We start from the raw sequence: 23,557 nt of genomic DNA on the forward strand, positions 1-23,557 counted from the left end.
GATCGCAGTAAAACCAACGCCACTCAGACCGAGTGGCGTTGTTGTAATAACTGGTAGTTTTTGTGCCCGTTTTGCCAAATTCAGCTCATAAGTAATACAATAAGAATAAATATACTATCTACCTGTATATTTTAATCGTCCATAGAAAGACTGGACAATCAGGCATTTTCTATAAAAATAATGGGGAGTATGCACTCTACGCTGCATTTTCTTCCCGACTTGGAGTCAGTATGAAATGTCCGTTCTGTCACCACGATGACACGCAAGTAATCGACACCCGCGTGCCGGATGACGGCAATACCATCCGCCGCCGCCGCCGTTGCGCCAATTGCGATAAACGCTTCACAACGTATGAGCGGATCGAACTGGCGATGCCTGTCATCGTCAAAAAGAATGGCAGTAGAACCGAATTTGAAACCGCCAAACTACGCGGCAGCCTGATGCTAGCCTTGCGCAAGCGTCCCGTATCGGCAGAAGCGGTGGACAATGCCATCCAGCGCATAGAAGAAAAACTCCTGGCCAGCGGTGAGCGAGAAGTCGTTTCTGGCCACGTCGGTGAACTGGTTATGCGCGAACTAAAACGTCTGGACAAAGTCGCCTACATCCGATTTGCCTCGGTGTATAAAAGTTTTGAAGACGTATCAGAATTTGCCGAAGCGATTCAAGAAATTGCACAAGAAAAAAAGCCAAAGAAATAGATTGCTAAACTGCTGGAAAAGTGGGCGCCGGGCGCTGCACTGCCGGGCTTTTTCAGCGTTCCGTCCTATGCCACATTGATATGAGACATCTGATAAACTCAGGTACTTTTCAGAACCTCGGGCAGACCAATGTCAATCGCATTTTTTATGGCACACAGCGGCATCGATCAAGCACAATTACCGCTTGATTTTGCGACGCAAGTTTCCAGCTACCAAGAACAACTGCAGCAGTTCATCAGATCCACTGAAAAAGACACGCAAGTCCAATGGCAATATCAAGTGCCAGAATTGGGCGAAGGCGGATCATGCTCTTTGTTTGATCAGCTATCCGCCACGCCCTACGATCTCGCCGCCAGCTTGGGCGGACAAACGTCTGACAATCTGCGGCTCTTGCAACGAGTGACCGCGCTGGTCAAGTTTTATCAGCAACACAGCGGTAGCCAGTGGTTTGGCGTGTATAAAAAAATCGATCAAACACCTACAGGGTCAGATGGTAATTCCGTGCTGGTCAAACTAGCCTACTTTGGCGCCGCGTCGCGTGCCGAATTTCCGCTCACACCTGAATTTGCTGCTAACAGTAATAACAGCACCGTCGGCATCAGCGGTAAGGGGCGGATTATCAATAACGTCAGCGCCTATCTTGCAACCGGCGGCGAGTATTACACCTGCGATCCAAAAGTGCAGGCAGAAGCTTGCTTGCCGATCCTGGCAGTAGATGGTCGCGTGTTAGGGATTATCGATTCAGAAGCATTTACACAGAATATTTTTACCGGTGCTGAGCTCGCTTTGCTCGTCGCGGTAGCTACTAGCTTGTCTAGTATTCTCGGCTAAAAATTGCTGTCAGCTTTTAGTCATTTATTACGAATCTATACATTACGGATCTACCCATTACGGGTTTACACATTACAGTTCTACTTATTACAGTTCACCCTACCTCCTATCACGACAAAGGACAGACATGAAAACCAAAGCAGCAGTCGCATGGCAAGCCGGCAAACCACTGACGATTGAAGAAGTTGAACTGGGCGGCCCCAGAGCCGGTGAAGTCTTAGTCGAAATCAAAGCCACTGGCATTTGCCACACCGATTACTACACCTTGTCTGGCGCTGATCCTGAAGGTATTTTCCCGGCGATTCTTGGGCATGAAGGCGCAGGCGTCGTGGTCGATGTCGGCCCCGGCGTTAAGAGTTTGAAAAAAGATGATCATGTGATCCCGCTCTATACGCCTGAGTGCCGTGAATGTAAATTTTGCCTCTCACAAAAAACCAATCTCTGTCAGGCAATCCGCAGCACCCAAGGTCGCGGTCTGATGCCAGATGCGACTAGCCGTTTCTCATTAGATGGCAAGCCGCTATATCACTACATGGGTACATCGACTTTCTCCAATTACATCGTAGTGCCAGAAATCGCTCTCGCAAAAATTCGTGAAGATGCGCCTTTCGACAAAGTCTGCTACATCGGTTGCGGCGTCACTACCGGCGTCGGCGCTGTGTTGTTCACGGCTAAAGTCGAAGCGGGTGCCAACGTGGTCGTGTTTGGTCTCGGCGGCATCGGACTCAACGTGATTCAGGCGGCGCGCATGGTGGGAGCAAATAAAATTATTGGCGTTGATATCAATCCGGCTCGTGAAGCCATGGCGCGCAAATTCGGTATGACACACTTCGTCAATCCGACCGAAGTCGGTAACGTCGTGGATGCAATTATCGGCCTGACCGATGGCGGCTCAGACTATAGCTTCGAATGTATTGGCAACACCACGACGATGCGTCAGTCACTGGAATCCAGTCACAAGGGCTGGGGTCAATCGATCATCATCGGCGTTGCCGCAGCGGGACAAGAAATCAGTACACGCCCATTCCAGCTGGTCACTGGCCGGGTCTGGAAAGGCTCGGCTTTCGGTGGTGCCCGTGGCCGCACCGACGTACCAAAAATCGTAGACTGGTACATGGAAGGCAAGCTCAACATCGATGATCTGATCACGCACAAACTGCCATTAGAACGCATCAACGAAGGCTTTGACTTAATGAAGAGCGGAGAGTCGATTCGCTCCGTTGTTGAATTCTGAGCTAACTAATTTAAGTGAACTGAAACAGGAGTCAAGATGACCGCGACCGCATTAGAAACAATCAGCGAGCACGCCTGCTACGGTGGCGTGCAAGGTTTTTATCGACATGAGTCGAGTGAGATCGGATTGCCTATGCGGTTTTCGGTATTCCAGCCACCGCAAGCCAAACAGCGCGCAGTCCCTGTCTTGTTCTATCTGGCAGGACTGACCTGTAATGAAGAAACCTTCATGATCAAAGCTGGTGCGCAAAGACTGGCGGCGGAACTCGGCATCATGTTAGTCGCACCAGATACCAGCCCGCGCGGAGCGGATGTGCCAGGCGAAAGCGAAAGCTGGGATTTTGGTTTAGCAGCAGGATTTTATCTGGATGCCATAGAACTACCGTGGGAAAAACATTACCGCATGTATTCTTACGTAGTACATGAGTTACGCCAAAAAGTACTGAACAATTTTACTGCACGTGAAGATCGTATCGGCATCTTTGGTCACTCCATGGGCGGTCACGGTGCGCTGACGCTAGCCTTGCGCAACCGTGACATCTACCGCTCGGTCTCTGCCTTTGCACCGATAGCAGCGCCGACTAAATGTCCGTGGGGTCAAAAAGCATTTCGCGGTTATTTAGGATCGGATCAAAGTCACTGGCTGGATTACGATGCATCGATCTTGATGGCGAATACTGATACGCCGTTTCCAAATGGCATATTGATTGATCAGGGCTTAAGTGACAAATTTTTGGCCGAGCAATTACTGCCAGAAGAGTTTGAAATGGCGTGCAAAATGGCAAACCAGCCATTAACCCTGCGACGTCATGCAGGCTATGACCATGGCTACTACTTCATCACTAGTTTTATTGAAGATCATTTGCGGTTTCATGCTGCGATTTTGAACGCTGCATAAAGAAAAGCCGTATTGAAATACTAACTTCAATACGGTTTTTTCGATGACTAATTGCTAGATATCGAACATTCAAAATTCAGCAGTACGATATCATCAAAGTTTATTTATTTTTTCTTCAAAATAGAACCCAACACACCGCGAATAATCTCACGCCCGACCTGTGATCCTATCGTCCGCACGGCTGATTTGACCATCGTCTCTGCGACGTTATCACGACGGCGTATTCCACTGCTACCTCCCAGCAAATTACCAAACACGCTTTTCAGCGTGTCTCCAATGCCGCCCTCTTCTTGGGGCTGCTGCTGAGTTGGCGCTTGTCTTTGTGAAGGTATACCTGGTGCAGAATCTTGCGTCGGGCGAGTTGACGCACTGGTACCAACATTGCCGCCAGAGTTGCCCCAGCCATCACTCATACCGCCAGAATTACCAGAGGATGGTGCACTCTGCGCTTGAGTATTGGCGACTCTGCCTTTGAGTTTTTCATAAGCAGAATCACGGTCTATGGTCTTTTCATATACGCCTGCAACAATCGAACTAGCGATGATCTGTTGACGCTCTTCTACCGAAATGGGACCGATCTGGGACGCTGGCGGCAATACAAATCCACGCTGTACGATATTCGGTCTACCTTTTTCATCAAGGAAAGAAATCAGCGCCTCGCCAACACCGAGTTCACCGATGACTTGCGCGGTATTCAAATCAGGATTAGGACGGAAAGTTTCTGCCGCTGCCTGCACTGCTTTCTGATCGCGTGGAGTATATGCGCGTAAAGCCTGCTGGACGCGATTGCCGAGTTGTCCTAACACCGTATCGGGAATATCGAGCGGATTTTGCGTGACAAAATACACGCCGACACCTTTAGAGCGAATTAAGTGTACGACCTGCTCAATTTTTTGCAGTAAAACTTTGGGAGCTTCGTCGAACAGTAAATGTGCTTCATCGAAAAAGAACACCATCTTTGGCTGATCCAAATCCCCGACTTCTGGCAAATGTTCATACAACTCAGATAGCATCCATAGCAAGAAAGTCGAATACAAACGCGGTGATTGAAGTAATTGGTCCGCCGCCAGAATATTAATAATGCCTTTACCGCTGGCATCGGTTTGCAGCATATCGTCCAGATTCAACATCGGTTCGCCAAAGAATTGCTCACCGCCCTGCTCAGAAATCGCCAGTAAGCCGCGTTGTATCGCACCTATGCTGGCAGCAGAAATATTGCCGTATTCGGTCTGAAACTCGCTGGCGTTATCGCCCAGATGCTGCAACATTGCGCGCAGGTCTTTGGTATCGAGCAGCAACAAGCCATTGTCGTCAGCAATTTTAAAGGCGAGTTGTAATACGCCTTCTTGGGTTTCGTTCAGATTCAGCATGCGTCCCAGCATCAGCGGCCCCAGATCAGAAATTGTGGCGCGCACTGGATGCCCTTGTTTACCAAACACATCCCAAAAAGTGACAGGACATGCTTGCCAGACTGGGATATCAGCGCCGATCTGTTCACACCGTTGCTGCATCTTCGGACTGATTTGACCGGGATTTGCCATGCCGGACAGATCCCCTTTAACGTCTGCCATGAACACAGGTACGCCAATACTGGAAAAGGCCTGTGCCATTACTTGCAAGGTCACCGTCTTGCCAGTACCCGTGGCACCGGTAATACAGCCGTGGCGATTCGCCCAATCAGACAATAAATACAGCTCTTGCGACGATGTTTTTGCGATCAGCAGTGGTTTGGACATGATTTAGGTCGTTCTATAGGGGGATTTGAATAAAATCACTATGTTAAAATGCCGGACTTCATTATAGAACCACAGCTGAGCGAATTTTCTCAGCATTTGGTAAACAATTGCCAATTCAAGAGAGAGCAATCATGGCAGGACATAGTAAATGGGCCAATATTAAGCACAAAAAAGCGGCCACTGACGCAAAACGCGGCAAAGTCTGGACGCGCTTAATCAAAGAAATTACGGTTGCATCGCGCATGGGCGGCGAAGACATCGCCTCCAACCCACGCTTACGTCTCGCGGTAGACAAAGCAGCTGATGCCAATATGCCGAAAGAGAATGTCACGCGCGCGATTCAACGCGGCAGCGGCACATTGGAAGGCGCAAATTACGAAGAAATCCGGTACGAGGGCTATGGCATTGGGGGTGCAGCGATCATTGTTGACTGTATGACCGATAACAAAGTACGTACCGTAGCTGAAGTACGCCATGCTTTCAGTAAATTTGGCGGCAACATGGGAACTGAAGGTTCGGTCGCATTTTTATTCACGCATTGTGGACAAATGTTATTTGCACCTGGCACTAATGAAGATGCTTTGATGGAAGCCGCTTTAGAAGCTGGTGCGGATGATGTGATGACCGATGACGAAGGCGGTATTGAAGTGTTGTGCCAGCCTTACGATATGTCCGGCATTAAAGATAGTTTAGAAAAATCAGGCTTTGTACCCGAGGTCGCAGAGGTGATTATGAAGCCGGGCACAGAGACCATTTTTGCTGGCGATGACGCGATCAAAATGCAAAAATTATTGGATGCGTTAGAAAATCTGGATGATGTGCAAGAAGTGTTCACCAATGCCATTATTGAAGAGTAATTTCGAAAAATAGCTTTGAAGACTAAGTTCGAAAACTAATTCTGGATTCAATCCAGAATATTAAATAGAAAACTGATATGAAAATTCTCGTCGTAGGCTCAGGTGGTCGTGAACATGCATTGGCGTGGAAACTCGCCCAATCCGAGCGTGTGCAAACAATCTTTGTCGCTCCGGGTAATGGCGGGACAGTGCAGGATTCCCGCCTGAAAAATATCGCTTTAACCGATTCCGTTGCCTTGGCTGATTTTGTCGAAAAAGAGCAAATCAGTTTGACCGTAGTTGGTCCGGAAGTGCCGTTGGCAGCAGGTATCGTCAATGTATTCCGTGAACGCGGTCTAAAGATTTTTGGCCCGAGTAAAGAAGCAGCACAATTGGAAAGCTCTAAGGATTTTGCAAAATCCTTTATGCAACGTCATGCCATCCCGACTGCAGAATACAAAACCTTTTCTGACCTGGCTGCGGCGCATGAATATATCGCACAAAAAGGTGCGCCAATCGTCATCAAAGCCGACGGACTGTCTGCTGGTAAAGGCGTCGTCGTCGCGATGAGTCTGGAAGAAGCGCATGGTGCTGTCGACATGATGTTGTCCGACAACAAACTAGGCGACGCTGGCGCCCGTGTCGTGATTGAAGAATTTTTGGCGGGAGAAGAAGCGAGTTTCATCGTGATGGTTGATGGCAAAAATATTTTGCCATTAGCGACGAGTCAGGATCACAAACGTTTACTGGACAATGATGAAGGGCCGAATACTGGCGGCATGGGTGCGTACTCCCCTGCGCCTATCGTGACACCGCAATTGCACGCCCGTGTCATGCGCGAGATCATTGTCCCGACAGTACAAGGCATGGCTAAAGACGGCATTGTTTTCACTGGCTTTCTTTATGCAGGTTTGATGATTGATGATCACGGCAATCCTAAGACACTGGAATTTAACTGTCGCATGGGTGATCCTGAAACGCAGCCAATTATGGCGCGACTGAAAACCGATCTGGTGCATGTCATGGAGCACGCGGTCAACGGCACACTAGATACAGTAGAACTGGAATGGGACAGACGCACGGCAATGGGCGTGGTAATGGCAGCGGCAGGCTATCCAGACGCACCGCGTAAAGGTGATGTGATTACAGGTATACCTCCAGAGACGCCAGAGAGTGTAACTTTTCATGCGGGAACTGCGTTGGCCGATGGCAAGCTGACAGCGACAGGTGGCCGCGTTCTCTGCGTCGTTGGTTTGGGTGATACGGTCAAGCTAGCGCAAAAACATGCTTATGAAGTAGTCGAAAAAATTCATTTCAATGGCGCACAATATCGTCGTGATATCGGCTGGCGCGCTATGAATAAAAAACATTAATCACGAGATAAACCAAACGCATGACTGATTCCAGCGCCGTAAAAACTTATCTGCTTGATCTGCAAACACGTATCGTGGCAGCAATGCAGCAGATTGATGGCAAGCAGTTCATGACTGATAGCTGGGACAGACCAGAAGGTGGCGGCGGTATCTCACGCGTGATTGAAGAAGGCGATGTCTTTGAGCGCGGCGGGGTGAATTTCTCACATGTAATGGGTAGCAATTTACCGCCCTCTGCGGCAGCGCACCGGCCAGAACTGGCAGGTCGTAGATGGGAAGCGATGGGCGTGTCCTTGGTCATGCATCCGCGTAATCCTTATGCACCGACGGTACATATGAACGTGCGCTTTTTTACCACTTATGCCGAAGGTCAGCCTGACGTCTGGTGGTTTGGCGGCGGCATGGATTTAACGCCGTATTATGGTTTTATCGAAGATGCACAGCATTTTCACCAAAGCTGCAAAAATGCTGTAAGTCCGTTTGGCGCTGACTTGCATCCGCGTTTTAAGAATTGGTGTGACGAGTACTTTTACCTCAAGCATCGCAAAGAAGCACGCGGCGTCGGTGGTATTTTCTTTGATGATTTTAACCAGCTTGATTTCGCCAGCAGCTTTGCGATGACACAAGAGGTAGGTAACGCCTTCGTGCCCGCGTATAGCGCCATCCTTGAAAAGCGCAAGGATATGTCCTATGGTGAACGCGAGCGTGACTTTCAGGCTTACCGCCGTGGTCGCTATGTCGAATTTAACCTGGTGTTTGATCGCGGCACTCTATTTGGACTGCAATCGGGTGGCCGTACTGAATCGATACTGATGTCCATGCCACCGATCGTCAAATGGCGTTACGACTGGCAACCAGAAGACAACAGTCCTGAAGCCGCGCTGGTAAGAGACTTTTTGCCGCATAGGGACTGGGTTTAAATGAATGTGAATTTGGATTCAGCCCCAGATTCATCGGATATGCTCAGTGAACAGACTCACGTGAAATGTGTTGTGGTATTGGGCGGTAGTTTTGATCCGGTGCATCTTGGGCATGTGGCACTGGCCCGACGTTTCGTGGATTTATTACAGCCACAAGAGTTAAGGATTATCCCAACCGGAAATCCCTGGCAAAAAAATGGCTTAACTGCCAATGCCGCGCAGCGATGTGCGATGTTGGAACTGGCGTTTGCAGACCAAGTTAATTGTCCGGTGGTGATTGATCGTCAGGAAATCCTAGCGGCAGAACGACAGCAAACTAATTACACCATCGATACCTTGCGGCATTTGCGCGCAGAGTACGGTGATACTACTTCAATCGTTTTTTTAATCGGTGCCGACCAGTTGCAGAATTTGTCTAGCTGGCACCAATGGCAATACTTGTTTGATCTGGCGCATATCTGCGCGGCCTCACGACCCGGCTTCCAACTGGATCAAACAAACTTGCCACAGGCAGCAGCAAAGGAAGCACAGCAGAAAGATACAGATATAAATACCGATACAGAAACACAGCAAGTTAATCAAGTAGTCAATCAAGTACTAAGCAAGTTCAGGCAAGCAGCGGCGACACCCGAACAGATTCGCACCACCCCCGCTGGGCTGACCTATCTGGCAGATGATCTGCAAGTGGATATTTCAGCTACCCAGATTCGAGAAGAACTGGAGCGTGGCGCAGCAAGCACCTTGGTCTCGGGGTTAGTCTCGCGGTTGGTTCCGAGGTTAGTCCCAATTAAGGTGCTAGACTACATACAACAACATCATTTATACGAAAATACGAAAAAATAATGGATATCAAAAAACTACAAGCCCTCGTCATTGACGCTCTGGAAGACGTCAAGGCACAAGACATTCAACTATTCGACACGATGCATCTGACCAGCCTGTTCGATCGCGTTGTAATCGCATCAGGTACTTCAAATCGCCAGACCAAAGCCTTAGCGGCATCGGTACGCGACAAAGTTAAAGAAAACGGCGGCACCGTCGTCAGTATGGAAGGCGAAGGAACTGGTGAGTGGGTACTGGTCGATCTGGGCGATCTGATCGTTCACATCATGCAACCCGCGATCCGTGCTTACTACCGTCTGGAAGAGTTATGGGGCGATAAAGAAATTAAATTTGGCGCGGCAAAACGCAGCACCAAACTAGCGACGGCATCGGTTGAAGAAGAAGACAAACCTAAACGCAGCCGTAGCAAAGCGGCACCCGTCGAAGTAACGCACGACATGATGGCAAGTCAGACTACCTTGGATGACGAGCCTAAAAAGCCAGCCCGCAAACCGCGTGCCACCAAAGCAGCGACGGATGATATGGCCGCTACATCAACACTGAAACCAACACGTAAACCAGCAACGCGTAAAACTGCCACCGGTGCAGCAGCAACTGATGCAGCACCAAAAAAACGTGCTCCAAAAACACCAAGTGGTGCGCGCGTAAAAGTCGCGTCAACTAAAACATCGGTTGCTTCTGCTAAAAAAGCCGCTGATAAAAAAGCGACGACCCGCCGTAAAACTGCTGAGTAAATCTTTGTTAGTGCGGTGCTGATAAGTGCCTCAACTCAGTGACTTTTAAGTGACTCCTGATTGGCTCCTGTACATAACAGGAGCCAATTTTTTTGTGCTGGCTAAAAATCATGGCATCCTGACGATGCTGGCTGTGTCACGATGTGATATTGAGGAATATGAATATACTCCCCATTATTTTATATAAATATGCACCATTGACCATGGAATTTATGGACAATTAAAATATACTTACTAGGAGTATATTTTCAGCTAAACTCATTTTTATTTCTTTTGGTTTAATTACCACGCCATTTTTTATCAATTATATGCAACTCATCATCGCCGCCGTCGGTCACAAAATGCCTGCCTGGATAGAGACGGGTTTTAACGAATACAGCAAGCGCATGCCTGCCGATTGTCGTATCGTGCTGAAAGAAATCAAACCTGTCGAGCGCTCCGGCAGCAAAACCGCCGAGACCGTCATGGCCTTAGAACGCGCTAAAATTGAAGCTGTGCTCCCCAAAAATACACGCATCATTGCACTCGATGAGCGCGGCAAAGATCTAAGCAGCGTCGGCCTGTCGCAGCAACTCACGCAATGGCAACAAGCCGGTGGTGATGTAGCTTTTGTGATTGGTGGTGCAGACGGTCTGGATGCAGAATTTAAAGCGAAAGCCGATATGCTGATCCGCATTTCTAGCCTGACATTGCCGCATGGCATGGTGCGCGTACTATTAGCCGAGCAGTTGTACCGTGCCTGGTCGATTACGCAAAATCATCCTTACCATCGGGTCTGACAAGATAAAAGGACACCCTATGGCCATCACCGACAACAAAATCTATCTTGCCTCCAAAAGTCCGCGCCGTCGTAAGTTACTGCGCCAGGTTGGTATCGATTTTGATCTGCTCTTATTACGTGATACCGCGCCACGCGGTCCCGATGTCACTGAAATCGTCTTGCCTGGCGAATTGCCCATGGATTACGTTAAACGCGTGACCCAGGAAAAAGCCCAAGTCGCCTGGAGCATCATGCAACAGCGCAAATTAGCGCCGCGTCCGGTATTGGCGGCAGATACAACCGTGGTCATCCATGACCGTATTCTTGGCAAGCCCGCAGATCAGGCTGAAGCCTGCGACATGTTACGTGCTTTATCGGGTCAAACTCATGCGGTGTTGACTAGCCTTGCGGTAGTTGGCATGCATGGGCATGGGCATGAACACTGGCACATAACACAGCGCTCTGAAGTAACTTTTTCAGATATAAGCGAAGAACAAATTCTGGCCTATTGCATCACCGCAGAACCCTACGACAAAGCGGGCGGGTATGGCATCCAAGGTGCTGCGGCGCGCTTTATTTCCCACATCAGCGGCAGTTATTCTGGCATCATGGGACTGCCCTTATTTGAGACCACCACGCTGCTACGTCAAGCTGGTATTCACATCCCCTAATTGCTTATTTATTGTATCGAATATTTTATTAAATTATGAGCGAAAATCTCCTCATCAACATCACCCCACAAGAAACTCGTGTTGCCCTGATTTTTCAGGGTGCGGTGCAAGAACTTCATATCGAACGCACCCTGTCCCGCGGTCTGGTTGGCAATGTTTACCTCGGCAAAGTGGTCCGCGTGTTACCCGGTATGCAATCTGCGTTTATCGACATTGGTTTAGAGCGTGCCGCATTTTTACATGTCGCCGATATCTGGGATGCACGCTCACAAGAGAGTGGCAATAACGCGCTGACACCGATAGAAAAATTGCTGTATGACGGTCAATCCGTGACAGTACAAGTGATTAAAGATCCTATCGGTACCAAGGGTGCCAGACTCTCTACCCAAATCTCTATCGCTGGCCGCATGCTGGTATATCTGCCGCAAGATTCCCATATCGGCATTTCACAAAGAATAGAAAACGAAGCCGAGCGCGAAGCTCTGCGCGCCAAGGTATTAAGCTTGCAGCAGCCGGGCGAAAAAGGTGGCTTCATCGTACGCACCATGGCAGAAGATGCCTCGGATCAGGATCTGAAAGCCGACGTCGAATATTTGCGTCGCACCTGGGCTAACATTACGCAAATGGCAAAGACCCAACCGCCAGCCACCTTATTACATCAAGATTTAAATCTGGCGCAGCGCGTATTACGTGACTTCGTCAACGAAGAAACCGCCACGATACAGATTGACTCGCGTGAAAATTACGTGATGCTGCATGAATTTGGCACCACCTACACGCCCTCTGTTTTACCTAAACTACAGCACTACACGGGCGAGCGTCCACTGTTTGATTTGTATGGCGTAGAGGAAGAAATTCAGCGTGCATTAGGACGCCGGGTCGATCTTAAATCGGGTGGTTATCTGATCATCGATCAGACCGAGGCCATGACCACCATCGACGTCAATACTGGGAGCTTTGTCGCTGGTCGTAACTTTGATGACACCATCTTCAAAACCAATCTGGAAGCGGCGCACGCAATTGCCCGCCAGCTACGCTTACGCAATCTGGGTGGCATCATCATTCTCGATATTATTGATATGGAGAATGAGGAACATAAAACCGCCGTACTGGCAGAATTGAACAAAGCCTTATCCCGCGACCGTACCAAATTATCGGTATCCAACTTCTCGGCCTTGGGCTTAGTGGAAGTAACCCGCAAACGCACGCGAGAATCACTGGCACACATTTTGTGTGAACCTTGCCCAGCCTGTAGCGGCAAAGGTCAAGTCAAAACTGCACGCACCATCTGCTACGAAATCCTGCGCGAACTGCTGCGTGAAGCCAAACAATTCAACCCGCGAGAATTCCGCGTGATGGCGTCGCAAGTCGTAGTCGATATGTTTTTGGAAGAAGAGTCGCAGCATTTAGCTATGTTAGGAGACTTCATCGGTAAGCCGATATCGCTGCAAGTAGAAAGCGTATTCCCGCAAGAACAGTACGATATTATTTTGATGTAAAGGTTTCTGCCAGTTAGTAGCCAGCAGGATGCGCCATGCACACCAATCAAGCAGAGGAAATAATTTGCGCTAGAAATGACGTTGCTTAAGTGAAGCGTCGCGCATGGCGCACCTTACTGAACTAAAGAATATAAAAGGGAACTTCTAAACTTAGAACGTCCAATCATTCTGCGGCCTCTGGCGCATTTTAGGCTTGTAAGCCTCAGAATGATTGGACGTCTGATATTCAATAAAAAATCTGCCGACAACATCACCTATGACAAATCGAGCTATCTGGGTTGACTATGCTAAAGCCATCGGCATTTTACTGGTGGTGTATGGTCATGTTGCCCGCGGTGTCTGGAATGCCGGAATCCCTTTTGATCAAACGACCTACTCATTGATCGATAGTGTGATTTATAGCTTTCACATGCCATTGTTTTTCTTTTTATCGGGTCTATTTTTTAATGCCTCATTCCAAAAATATGGCGCTAAAAATCTGCTCATTGGTAAGCTGGAAACCATTGCCTATCCTTACGTAGTTTGGTCTCTGCTGCAAGGCATGGTCGCAGTATTTTTATCTAAGTACACGAATGGCAAAGTCAGTATTGCAGAAGTGCTGGCTTTATTCTGGATGCCTCGTGCGCACTTTTGGTTTTTATATGTACTGTTTTTGGTATTTATATTAGCGACCTTACTGCATCGTTTTCTTCAGTTGAATGTAGCGTCATCCAAGTTGCGTCCCTTGGCCTTGGTATTGCTTATTGCTTCTGCGCTGTACATTGAGAATGGCAACGGCAGCATTGCTGCGCCCTTCCCCATTGATTATCTTATGGCTTACTTTGTATTTTTTGTACTGGGCATACAATCCGAACAGCTTGCTGAAGTCATCACCAAACGGCCTATGCTATGGCTGACCACAAGTGGGTGCGCATTTGTGGCGGCACAATGGGGCTTTCATCAAGGGTTAGGTTTCACCTATCTGCACCAAGGTCTACTGAGTCTGTTACTGGCGGTGATTTCTATCGTCTTCATTTGTAGCATTGCTGTTTTTCTAGCCCAATTATCGCAACCTACGGCACAGGCTGGCTTACCACCATGGCTAGCTTTGCTGTCATTAATTGGTTCATGCTCCATGACGATTTATCTGATGCATGTGCTGGTGGCAAGCGGCCTGCGGATAGTGCTAAGCAAATTATTGGGAGTGAATAATCTAGCGGTACATTTGCTGCTTGGCTGCCTTGCCGGTGTTGCGATACCAATCCTGATTGATCGCTTGAGTAAGCAATCAGCGTTCTCATCACTAAAGTATTTATTTTATCCACCACGAAGATTGTCTCTCAAACCGGGTTCGGAAAATAAACCCGGCTAGGGATCAGAGACTGCAATATCAAGCTTGCTCTATCTGCTCTACGATCTTCCAGACGCTATCACTGCTTAATTGCTGCATACAATTTTGATGGCCTAACGGACACTCACGCTGTTTACATGGCGAGCAGCTTAAGCGCAAGGACAGTGAATAAGCGATATCTGAAAATGGCGGCGCATGGTCAGGGTCCGTAGGCCCGTATAAGGCGATCACAGGACGATTTAATGCCGAGGCGATATGCAGCAGGCCCGAGTCATTACTGACGATCGTAGCGGCGCTGGCGATCAGCGCAATAGCTTGATCCAGACTGGTCTTGCCTGCCAGATGATGGGCTTGTGGGCAAAGCTGGCGAATTTCTTCACACACCGCCTGATCTTTGGGTGAACCTAGCAAAACGATTTGGGTATCTGGCCGCATCTGTAAAATCTGTATTGCCAACTGTGCAAAATGGCTGGTAGGCCAGCGTTTTGCATTGCCAAATTCTGCCCCCGGTGCGAGAGCGATCACCGGCTTTTCTACCAACAAGCCAAGCTGCTCTAACACCTTGGCAATTTGCGCAGGTGCAACCGACAAGCTTGGACGTGGAATCGTTGTGACTACTGTACTCGCTGGCGCACTGGCTAATGCGGCATAAAACGGTACCATCGCGCGCGCGGCAAGCGGATCGTCATGATGCATAACATTGATCAGTCCGTAGCGACTCTCTCCTTTATAGCCGATCCGTTTCGGAATACCGGCCAGCCAGGGGATTAAAGCAAACTTCAAGGTATTCGGCAAAATATAGGCAGCAACATAAGCTCGCTGACGTAATTGTCGGGCATAGCGCCAGCGCTCACGCAATTGCAAAGAGCCATGTTTGAACGGTGTCTCCAGCACGTTATCGACTTCCGGCATGGCGCGCAATACGGGCGCAACCCAAGCCGCTGCCAGTACATCAATCGCATGCTGTGGGTAGCGTTGTTTTAAGAGCTGCAACAAAGGCTGCGCCATGACTGCATCACCAATCCAGTTTGGGGCGATGACTAAGATGCGTGCCTTGCTGATTGGTTCTGCGTTCATATTGAGACTTATGCTGATGCCGTGAACTGCAGGCGATATAAATTAGCGTACACACCGTCTTTTGCCTGCAGCTCTGCGTGTGTCCCTATCTCGCTGATACTACCGTCGACTAACACGGCAATCCGGCTGGCGCGTTCTATCGTAGATAAACGATGTGCAATCACTAAAGTCGTTCTGCCTTGCATCAGCTCGTCCAATGCCGATTGCACCGCGCGTTCGGACTCAGAATCCAAGGCTGAAGTTGCCTCATCCAAAATCAGAATCGGCGCATCTTTATAGATCGCCCGGGCAATTGCTAAGCGTTGACGCTGACCGCCGGATAAACGGCTACCGTTGTCACCAATCATGGTTTGCAGGCCCTCAGGCAATTCCTGCACAACATCATCCATATGTGCCGCAGTCACAGCAGCAGCAATCCGAGCCCTGTCTGGCTGCGCATCGCCATAGGCAATATTGGCAGCAACCGTATCATCAAACAAGACCACACTTTGGCTGACCATTGCGATTTGAGCGCGCAAACTAGTGAGTGAAATATGGTTGAGCGAAACGCCATCCAATAAAATATCTCCGCCAGTTGCCTGATAAAACCGCGGCACCAAATTCACCAGCGAGGTCTTGCCACCGCCAGACATACCCACCAAGGCCAAGGTCTCTCCAGGCTGGATGCTGAGATTGATATTTTTCAATGCGATTTGCTCTTGGCCTGGATAGCTAAAGCTAGTGTTAATAAACTCCAGCTTGCCTTGAGCTCTGGCAGTTAATGCAGTGGCGCTAGGGCTATCATTTTCTGGCGCTGCGTCTATCATGGAGAACACAGATTCTGCTGCGGCCATGCCACGTTGTAAGGGGCCGTTAAGATCAGCTAGTCTTTTTAAGGGTGCTAATAACAGCATCATCGCCATAATAAATTCAACGAAATTACCCACTGAAGTTTTATTTTGCACAACCGCCAACATGACAACTACGGAGACTGCACAAGCCGCAAGAATCTGAGTAATTGGCGTGGTTGATGCGACCGCAATCGTGGTTTTCATCGCATAGCCACGCAGCTTTTCATTCTTTAGATCGAAGCGCTGTTGCTCATATTTTTGCCCACCAAAAATACGGATCACCTGGCTAGCGCGAGTGGTTTCCTCAATGACCTGCGTCAGCTCGCCATTGACTTCTAACTGATCATGATTGAGCTTGCGCAGTCGCTTACTGACCCTGCGTATCAGCAAGGCCATTGCAGGAATCAGGATCAAAGTAACCAAAGTCAATTTCCAATTAATCCACAGCAAATAGATGAACAATACCGCGACAGTAAATGAATCACGGAATAAAGTCGTGATCGATACTTTGACCATTTCTACGATTTGCTGCGCCTCAAACATGATGGTATTAATCACGCGTCCGCTGGATTCTGTTTGATAAAAATTAATCGGGACATTTAAAATTCGGGCAAAAACTTGGGCGCGTAAATCGTTTAACTGACTAGCTGCAATCCATGACATGAGATAGCTGGTGGTAAAGGTACACAGTCCGCGCAAAATAAAAATACCAACAATGGCGGCAGGAATTTTCCAGAGTGCCAGATTAGTTTTCTCACCTTTAAAACCATGATCCAACAAGTAACCAAAGACCCGTGGGAACATTGCCTCGGTCAACGCCGTCAAGAGCATGGTAAGCGCCGTTACCCACAACATATTTCTATGCTCATGCATGGAAGTCCACAAGCGTTGGGAAATTTGTACTGTCTGTTTATTAAATAATGCCATTGTCTATATTTTTCATTGTCCAGATCTTATAAGGCTTACAGAGCATTTTATTGCTGGGAGGCGCATATTTATTGGACAATCCTTTTTCGTTTTTTTAATTAGTTTTAATATGCGATGGATCGTTATATTCTTCAACGTCTGCATCTTTATTCATAGAGCGACGTTCTACACCTGCCAGCGGTATGCTCAGTAAAATCATAAACGCCATACCAAATACGCCGTCGCGCAAGATGGCGTTAAACATACCGCCAACCATCATCGTGATAACCAACATAGCCAGCAACATAGCGCGTTCACGATGTAACGCCGAACTGCGCATACGATACGCTACCAGCAATTGCGTAAACCAAATATACAAAAGCGCGACTACTCCTGCGAATCCAAGCTCGGTAAAGTACAACAGATAATCGTTATGCGGAGTCGTCATTGTGCCACTCATCATGCCCTTAGCACGCTGCTGGTAAATCGGCATCCAACTGGCGATTCCGTGCCCGATCCATGGCTGCTCAATAATGATCTGTGTGGTGATTTTATCAATCTCCAGGCGCATTCCATCTTCGCCAATATTCTTTCCCTCACTAAAGGAATGAATTTGATGAATAGTGCATTCAGCGCGAGTGATCAATATCTGAAGCGGGCCGATTTGCCGCATCTCATTTACAGCGCAAATGCTAGGTGTTGGCAAGCTGAGTACGTATTGCCAGGCGCCGGCAAGCCCAGCGCAGAAACATCCAAGCACTGCCGCATTGCGCCACGAGCAACGTAAATTACGACATGCCATCAATGCACATAACAGTACAAAAATTAAACTTGCCGTGCGGGTCTTTGCCAGCAATACCAACGCGGTCACAACATAAATTAGCACGATGATTCTGATGACCTGATGGTTCTTTCTCAGGAACAATTCGTGCAACATCCAAGCCGCAGCTATGGCCAGCAAGATGCCAAGTAAGATGGACTTATTCCCCTCGTACACCACATAACTACGGAATAAAGTGTTGTTTGGCAATAAGTGTAAAAAATTTAAATAGTACAAAGTAGCGGCGTAAATCGCGCCAGCAAAAAAAATCTTCAGCGCTTTTTTTTGCCATATTCCGGCACCAATACTGAGAAACGGAAACAGAAACAGAAAGGTCTGATAATGCCAAAAGCCAGACCAGAACTCACCATCTGGTCTGTCGTGTATCAACGCAATCAAAACACTGACAGCACTTAGCGTTAGTACCGGCCACAACATGGGACTTTGGCGGATACGCTGCCACTTTTGCGCGAATCCACCTGAGGCGATCAGGCCGATATAAAACAGCAAAACACCGCCATACATCACACCGACTGGAAAAAACAAAGTCAACGGTAAGTAGGCCAATATGTGAGATGGCACTTGCGGCAGCAAACGAAAAGATCCCGTCGGGGATACTTGATTATTGCTCAGATCCAAACCAAGTTTAGATAATTGATCAGGCATACTCAATCTGCACTTTGTCCGGCGATAACCACTCACCTAATTTTTGTCGCAAATGATCGTCTGGACTGACGCGCCATTGATCAGATAAATATAATTCAGCACTTGAATCTTTATTTTGATAGCGTATCAACACTGGACAACCCTCTGGATTAAGACTTGGCTTGAGTAGGTCTTGCAATTTCTTCAGGTCAGTACCTGCATCTAATGACAAACGTAAACCTTGCGAAAACTGAACACGCGCCCTGCCGATATCCATAATTTTTTCGGCAGTGATTCTAAGTCCGCCTGAGAATCTATCTTCGGATACTTTGCCGAGTACGGCTAAGAATTCATCCTCTTTAAATAAGTTTTTATACTCGTCCAGCATTTCGCTGTAGACCGTTACATCGACGGTAGCAGTACCATCGTCTAAGGTGACGATTAGTATCTTGCCGCGTTGTGTCATCTGAGTACGCAAAGCAGCTATCACACCGCCAATCAAACGTAAATCACGTGAAGGTTCTAACTTCAACAAAGTGGTTTTGATAAACTGCCGAACCTCCGGTGCATAGGCATCAAACAAATGACCCGACAGATAAAAGCCAAGTGCTAATTTCTCTTCCATCAAGCGCTGCTTATCAGACCAATGCTCCGCTTTCACATACTCCGGAGGTGGGATCATATCTTCATGATCGCCAAATAAGCTCACTTGGTTAATCTCTGCTTCTGCCTGTTCTGCAGCTTCCATCGCCAGCGGCACGGTCGCTAATAAAACTGCACGATCTTTGCCCAGACTGTCCATTGCACCGGCGCGTATCAATGATTCAAACGTGCGGCGATTCACTTGGCGTTTGTCTACACGCTTGGCAAAGTCAAACAAACTGACAAAGGGTCCGCCCGCAGTGCGGGCGGCAACAATACTTTCAATCGCGTTTTGTCCTGAGCCTTTTACGGCGCCCAGACCGTAGCGAATCTGCATTGCCTTTTTACCCGGCTCACCAACAGGAATAAAGCGATAATCTGATTGGTTAATATCCGGCGGCAGCAAAGTCAGTTTGCAGACATCCAGCGTATCTTCTACCAAAATTTTAATCTTGTCGGTGTCATCCATTGCCAGCGACAAGTTGGCTGCCATAAACGCGGCAGGATGATGTGCTTTGAGATAAGCCGTGTGATAAGACAACAACGCGTAAGCCGCAGCATGAGATTTGTTAAATCCGTAGCCGGCAAACTTTTCCATCAAATCGAAAATCTCGTCGGCTTTGGATTGCGGCAAACCGTCTTTAGCGGCACCATCACGGAAAATCTGACGATGCTCCGCCATTTCTTCCGCTTTCTTTTTACCCATCGCGCGACGCAACAAATCGGCGCCGCCGAGTGAGTAACCACCGACCACCTGTGCCATCTGCATTACCTGCTCTTGATACACCATGATGCCGTAGGTTTCGGACAAAATGCCTTCGGTACGCGGATCAGGATAATCAAACTTCTCACCATGCTTACGTTTACAAAAATCAGGGATAAGGTCCATAGGACCAGGACGATATAAAGCGACCAGAGCGATGATGTCTTCAAACCGATCCGGGCGCGCATCCTTTAACATGCCTTGCATGCCACGGCTTTCTAGCTGGAATACGGCAACAGTTTTCGCTTTGGTTAATAACTCATAAGACGGTCTGTCATTCAGTGGCAATTTAGCCAGATCAAAATCGGCCATCGCTGGGTCTAACATTTTGATGTAGCGAACGGCACGATCCAAAATCGTCAGCGTAGTCAAACCCAAAAAGTCGAACTTAACTAGACCAACAGCTTCGACATCATCTTTGTCATATTGAGAAACCACACCAGAATCGCCACCTTGCGTGTACAAAGGGCAAAAATCTGTGAGCTTGCCAGGAGCGATTAAAACACCACCGGCATGCATACCAATATTGCGGGTAATACCTTCAACTTGTTGTGCCAGATCGAGCAGTGTTTTGACTTCTTCTTCGTTTTCCTGCCGCTCGGCCAGCATTGGCTCTTCAATAATCGCCTCGGCAATAGTGACTTGTTTGCCCGGTTTAAACGGAATCAATTTTGAGATACCATCGCAAAACATATAGCCAAAATCGAGTACGCGGCCAACGTCACGGATTGCACCTTTTGCGGCCATGGTACCGAAGGTTGCGATCTGCGATACCGCCTCTTTTCCATAGCGATCTTTAACATATTGAATGACGCGATCACGCCCTTCTTGGCAAAAATCAATATCAAAATCGGGCATCGATACCCGTTCTGGATTCAAGAAACGCTCGAACAGCAAATTGTATTCAAGTGGATCCAGATCAGTAATCAACAAGGAATACGCAACCAATGAACCAGCACCTGATCCACGACCGGGGCCAACTGGTACGCCATTATTTTTTGCCCATTGAATGAAGTCAGCAACAATCAAGAAGTAACCTGGAAAGCCCATCTTGATGATCGTATCGGTCTCAAACTTAAGGCGCGATTCGTAGCGCTCTCTTTGTAGTTCACGCTTTTCCACATCGGGATAAAGTTGCGCCAGTCTTAGCTCTAATCCTTTTTCAACCTCTGCGACCAAAAAATCATTAATCGTCATGCCATCCGGTGTAGGGAAATCTGGCAACTTTGGCTTACCTAATTCCAAAGTCAAATTACAGCGTTTGGCGATCTCAACTGCATTCTGTAAGGCCCCCGGCAGATCGGCAAATAACTCGACCATTTCAGCTTGCGTTTTAAAGCATTGCTGATCATTAAAGCGTCGCACGCGACGACCATTGGCTAACATATCGCCCTCTGCGATACAGGTACGCGCCTCATGGGCAATAAAGTCTTCTTTGTTGATGAACTGGATAGGATGAGTAGCAACGACTGGCAAGCGTAATTTAGTTGCTAATGCAAGCGCTTGACGTACATGCGCCTCCATATTCGGCTGCCCTGCACGTTGGATTTCAATATAAAAGTGATTAGGGAAAATAGTCGCCCAACGTTGAGCATTGGCCTCAGCTGCATCTAAATTACCATTATCGATCGCAATACCAACATCGCCAAAATGAGCACCGGATAAAACGATTAAGCCTGGTTGCTCACCCGTTTTCTGATCTGCTTCAAATAATGCCTGCAACCATTCAAAGCGAATTTCTGCACGGCCACGATGTTGATTGCTCAACCAGGCTTGCGCTAACAACTCGCATAACTGCAAATATCCTTTGCGATTTTTTACCAGCAACAACAGGCGAGATGGTTTATCCCGGTCTGCATCATTCGTGATCCATGTATCGCAACCTGCAATCGGCTTAACCCCTTTACTGCGAGCACCTTTGTAAAACTTCACCATCGCAAACAAGTTAGCTAAATCGGTGATCGCTAACGCAGGCTGCTTGTCTTTAACCGCCGCCTTAATCACGTCATCAATGCGCACTAAGCCATCGACAATCGAATATTCGGAATGCAAACGCAAATGTACAAATTGAGGAAAAGTGTTTTGATATGAGGCTGAGGCTGGGGCTAATGTTGTAGCGGGTGTTGCAACCACCACGGCAGCGGCGTCAACAGTTGCAGCGATAGCAAGGCTTGAATCTTGGGGAAGAGTTAGTTCAGTAGTCATTCCGATATTTTACCGTGCTGGCGAAGGGAAAACGATTTCTGTGCAGTCAAAATCGGGATTTGGTTTTCTAGTTTTAATGAGCAAAACTGGAAAATCACTAGCAGAAAAGTTTATAATGCTGCCAAATCAATGACTTACTGAAACTATTCCATGTCGTCTGCAACTTCTACCTTGGCAAGTCCTAATTCGCCTGACCTGCCTTACGTAAACATCTCGGCTTATAAATTTATTACCTTTAACGATACTGCTGAAAAACGTCCAGAATTTATCGCTAAATGCCAGGAGCTCAAGCTCAAAGGTACCGTTTTATTGACACCAGAAGGTATCAATATGTTCCTGGCGGGCTTACGCCATGAGATTGATGCCTACATGGAATGGCTACATACCGATCCGCGCTTTGCCGATATTGTGGCGAAAGAAAGTCTCTCTGCGACGCAGCCATTCACCAAATTATTAATCAAGCTGAAAGCAGAAATCATCACAATGCGCATGCCGCTGATTAAGCCAGAACTTGGTCGCGCTCCAGCGGTGGATGCGCAGACGCTTAAACGCTGGCTAGACCAAGGCCATGACGATCAAGGCAAAACCGTCGTAATGGTTGATACCCGCAACGACTTTGAAGTAGACGTCGGTAGTTTCGACAATACGATTGATTATCGTATTACAAAATTTACTGAATTCCCTGCGGTGATTGAAGCAAACCGCGATGCATTAAACGACAAGACGGTCGTTACCTTTTGCACAGGTGGAATTCGCTGCGAAAAAGCCGCCATTCACATGCAAAATGTAGGATTTGATAATGTCTATCAGCTTGAAGGTGGCATTTTGAAATATTTTGAAGAGGTCGGTGGCGCGCATTATCACGGCGACTGCTTTGTCTTCGATTATAGAACTGCACTTAACCCGCAGTTAGAAGCGACAGACACCGAACAATGCTACGCATGCCGAGCCGTTGTCACACCACGAGAGCAGCTTTCCTCATGGTATGTGCCAGGCAAGTCATGTCCTCATTGCAAAAAATTAGAGATCACCAGTATCGCGCCCGAAGCTGGATCGGAACAGGCAGAGCGAGTTTCAAAATAATATTACCAGGCTAGCGATAGGCCATAAAGTCATATCAGTAGTCGTAAAAAAGGCTCCAATTGGAGCCTTTTTTATTTGATCTAGCTTTAAGCTATCATCAAAGTGATTTTTCGATCAATTTTTAACGCATCACTTCAAGAACTGCTCATTACCAACCATACCGATCTTATTGACGCCCAGTCGTTGCGCCTCCGCCATCACATGCGCCACCGCTTTATACGGTA

At 47.9% G+C, this 23,557-nt stretch carries 19 protein-coding genes and 1 pseudogene; 14 read left to right on the plus strand and 6 right to left on the minus strand.

What is annotated here, in order from left to right:
- Positions 1-230: 230 nt before the first annotated feature.
- From nrdR to fghA, 4 genes are all read left to right on the plus strand, one after another.
- Positions 231-698, plus strand: a complete 468-nt coding sequence (nrdR, locus tag AAKU61_RS17475; protein ID WP_322119903.1) for a transcriptional regulator NrdR — start codon at positions 231-233, stop codon at positions 696-698.
- Positions 699-827: 129 nt separating this feature from the next.
- Positions 828-1,529 carry a GAF domain-containing protein gene (locus AAKU61_RS17480; RefSeq protein ID WP_354334329.1) on the plus strand — a complete coding sequence of 234 codons (702 nt, stop codon included), beginning with the start codon at positions 828-830 and terminating at the stop codon, positions 1,527-1,529.
- Positions 1,530-1,656: 127 nt separating this feature from the next.
- Positions 1,657-2,763 (plus strand): S-(hydroxymethyl)glutathione dehydrogenase/class III alcohol dehydrogenase, encoded by a 1,107-nt coding sequence (locus AAKU61_RS17485; protein ID WP_354334331.1) that lies wholly within the window; start codon positions 1,657-1,659, stop codon positions 2,761-2,763.
- 36 nt (positions 2,764-2,799) lie between these two features.
- Positions 2,800-3,660 (plus strand): S-formylglutathione hydrolase, encoded by an 861-nt coding sequence (fghA, locus tag AAKU61_RS17490; protein WP_354334332.1) that lies wholly within the window; start codon positions 2,800-2,802, stop codon positions 3,658-3,660.
- A gap of 104 nt (positions 3,661-3,764) precedes the next feature.
- Here the strand turns inward: fghA and AAKU61_RS17495 are convergent, their stop codons facing one another.
- Positions 3,765-5,396, minus strand: coding sequence for a helicase HerA-like C-terminal domain-containing protein (locus AAKU61_RS17495; protein WP_354334334.1), 1,632 nt, complete (start codon positions 5,394-5,396; stop codon positions 3,765-3,767).
- A 131-nt stretch (positions 5,397-5,527) separates the two neighbouring features.
- On the opposite strand from AAKU61_RS17495, the gene AAKU61_RS17500 reads away from it, so the two are divergent.
- The 9 genes from AAKU61_RS17500 to AAKU61_RS17540 all read left to right on the plus strand — a co-directional run bounded on the left by AAKU61_RS17500 (position 5,528) and on the right by AAKU61_RS17540 (position 14,383).
- Positions 5,528-6,253 carry a YebC/PmpR family DNA-binding transcriptional regulator gene (locus tag AAKU61_RS17500; RefSeq protein ID WP_354334336.1) on the plus strand — a complete coding sequence of 242 codons (726 nt, stop codon included), beginning with the start codon at positions 5,528-5,530 and terminating at the stop codon, positions 6,251-6,253.
- Positions 6,254-6,330: 77 nt separating this feature from the next.
- On the plus strand, positions 6,331-7,605 hold the full coding sequence (purD, locus tag AAKU61_RS17505; protein ID WP_354334338.1) for a phosphoribosylamine--glycine ligase: 1,275 nt from the start codon (positions 6,331-6,333) through the stop codon (positions 7,603-7,605).
- A 20-nt stretch (positions 7,606-7,625) separates the two neighbouring features.
- Positions 7,626-8,525 carry an oxygen-dependent coproporphyrinogen oxidase gene (gene hemF / locus AAKU61_RS17510; RefSeq protein ID WP_354334340.1) on the plus strand — a complete coding sequence of 300 codons (900 nt, stop codon included), beginning with the start codon at positions 7,626-7,628 and terminating at the stop codon, positions 8,523-8,525.
- A gap of 39 nt (positions 8,526-8,564) precedes the next feature.
- Complete coding sequence (gene nadD, locus AAKU61_RS17515; RefSeq protein WP_354334363.1) at positions 8,565-9,368, plus strand: nicotinate (nicotinamide) nucleotide adenylyltransferase; 804 nt, start codon at positions 8,565-8,567, stop codon at positions 9,366-9,368.
- On the plus strand, positions 9,368-10,102 hold the full coding sequence (gene rsfS, locus AAKU61_RS17520; protein WP_354334342.1) for a ribosome silencing factor: 735 nt from the start codon (positions 9,368-9,370) through the stop codon (positions 10,100-10,102). The genes nadD and rsfS overlap by 1 nt, the downstream gene beginning before the upstream one ends.
- A gap of 308 nt (positions 10,103-10,410) precedes the next feature.
- Entirely contained in the window at positions 10,411-10,881 is a 471-nt protein-coding gene (gene rlmH / locus AAKU61_RS17525; protein WP_322119912.1) for a 23S rRNA (pseudouridine(1915)-N(3))-methyltransferase RlmH, read from the plus strand.
- A gap of 19 nt (positions 10,882-10,900) precedes the next feature.
- On the plus strand, positions 10,901-11,533 hold the full coding sequence (locus tag AAKU61_RS17530) for a Maf family protein (protein WP_354334344.1): 633 nt from the start codon (positions 10,901-10,903) through the stop codon (positions 11,531-11,533).
- A gap of 35 nt (positions 11,534-11,568) precedes the next feature.
- Positions 11,569-13,032, plus strand: coding sequence for a ribonuclease G (gene rng / locus AAKU61_RS17535; RefSeq protein ID WP_354334346.1), 1,464 nt, complete (start codon positions 11,569-11,571; stop codon positions 13,030-13,032).
- 256 nt (positions 13,033-13,288) lie between these two features.
- On the plus strand, positions 13,289-14,383 hold the full coding sequence (locus tag AAKU61_RS17540) for an acyltransferase family protein (protein WP_354334348.1): 1,095 nt from the start codon (positions 13,289-13,291) through the stop codon (positions 14,381-14,383).
- A gap of 18 nt (positions 14,384-14,401) precedes the next feature.
- On the opposite strand, the gene waaF is transcribed toward AAKU61_RS17540, so the two are convergent.
- The 4 genes from waaF to dnaE form a co-directional block, all read right to left on the minus strand.
- Complete coding sequence (gene waaF, locus AAKU61_RS17545) at positions 14,402-15,439, minus strand: lipopolysaccharide heptosyltransferase II (protein ID WP_354334350.1); 1,038 nt, start codon at positions 15,437-15,439, stop codon at positions 14,402-14,404.
- An 8-nt stretch (positions 15,440-15,447) separates the two neighbouring features.
- A complete protein-coding gene (gene msbA, locus AAKU61_RS17550; RefSeq protein WP_354334351.1) occupies positions 15,448-17,196 on the minus strand; it encodes a lipid A export permease/ATP-binding protein MsbA in 1,749 nt (582 codons plus the stop codon).
- Positions 17,197-17,290: 94 nt separating this feature from the next.
- On the minus strand, positions 17,291-18,661 hold the full coding sequence (locus AAKU61_RS17555; RefSeq protein WP_354334353.1) for an O-antigen ligase family protein: 1,371 nt from the start codon (positions 18,659-18,661) through the stop codon (positions 17,291-17,293).
- Positions 18,654-22,250: a DNA polymerase III subunit alpha gene (gene dnaE, locus AAKU61_RS17560; RefSeq protein ID WP_354334355.1), complete on the minus strand. Its 3,597-nt coding sequence runs from the start codon at positions 22,248-22,250 to the stop codon at positions 18,654-18,656. The genes AAKU61_RS17555 and dnaE overlap by 8 nt, the downstream gene beginning before the upstream one ends.
- A gap of 150 nt (positions 22,251-22,400) precedes the next feature.
- Here dnaE and AAKU61_RS17565 point away from each other — a divergent pair, with 150 nt between their 5' ends.
- The gene (locus tag AAKU61_RS17565) at positions 22,401-23,333 is read left to right on the plus strand and encodes a sulfurtransferase (protein ID WP_354334357.1); all 933 of its coding nucleotides are present in this window, start codon (positions 22,401-22,403) and stop codon (positions 23,331-23,333) included.
- A gap of 129 nt (positions 23,334-23,462) precedes the next feature.
- Here the strand turns inward: AAKU61_RS17565 and AAKU61_RS17570 are convergent.
- A pseudogene (locus tag AAKU61_RS17570) lies at positions 23,463-23,557 on the minus strand (biopolymer transporter ExbD); the annotation flags it as partial.

Source organism: Undibacterium sp. GrIS 1.2, from assembly GCF_040544435.1.
Classification (GTDB): Bacteria; Pseudomonadota; Gammaproteobacteria; order Burkholderiales; family Burkholderiaceae_D; genus Undibacterium.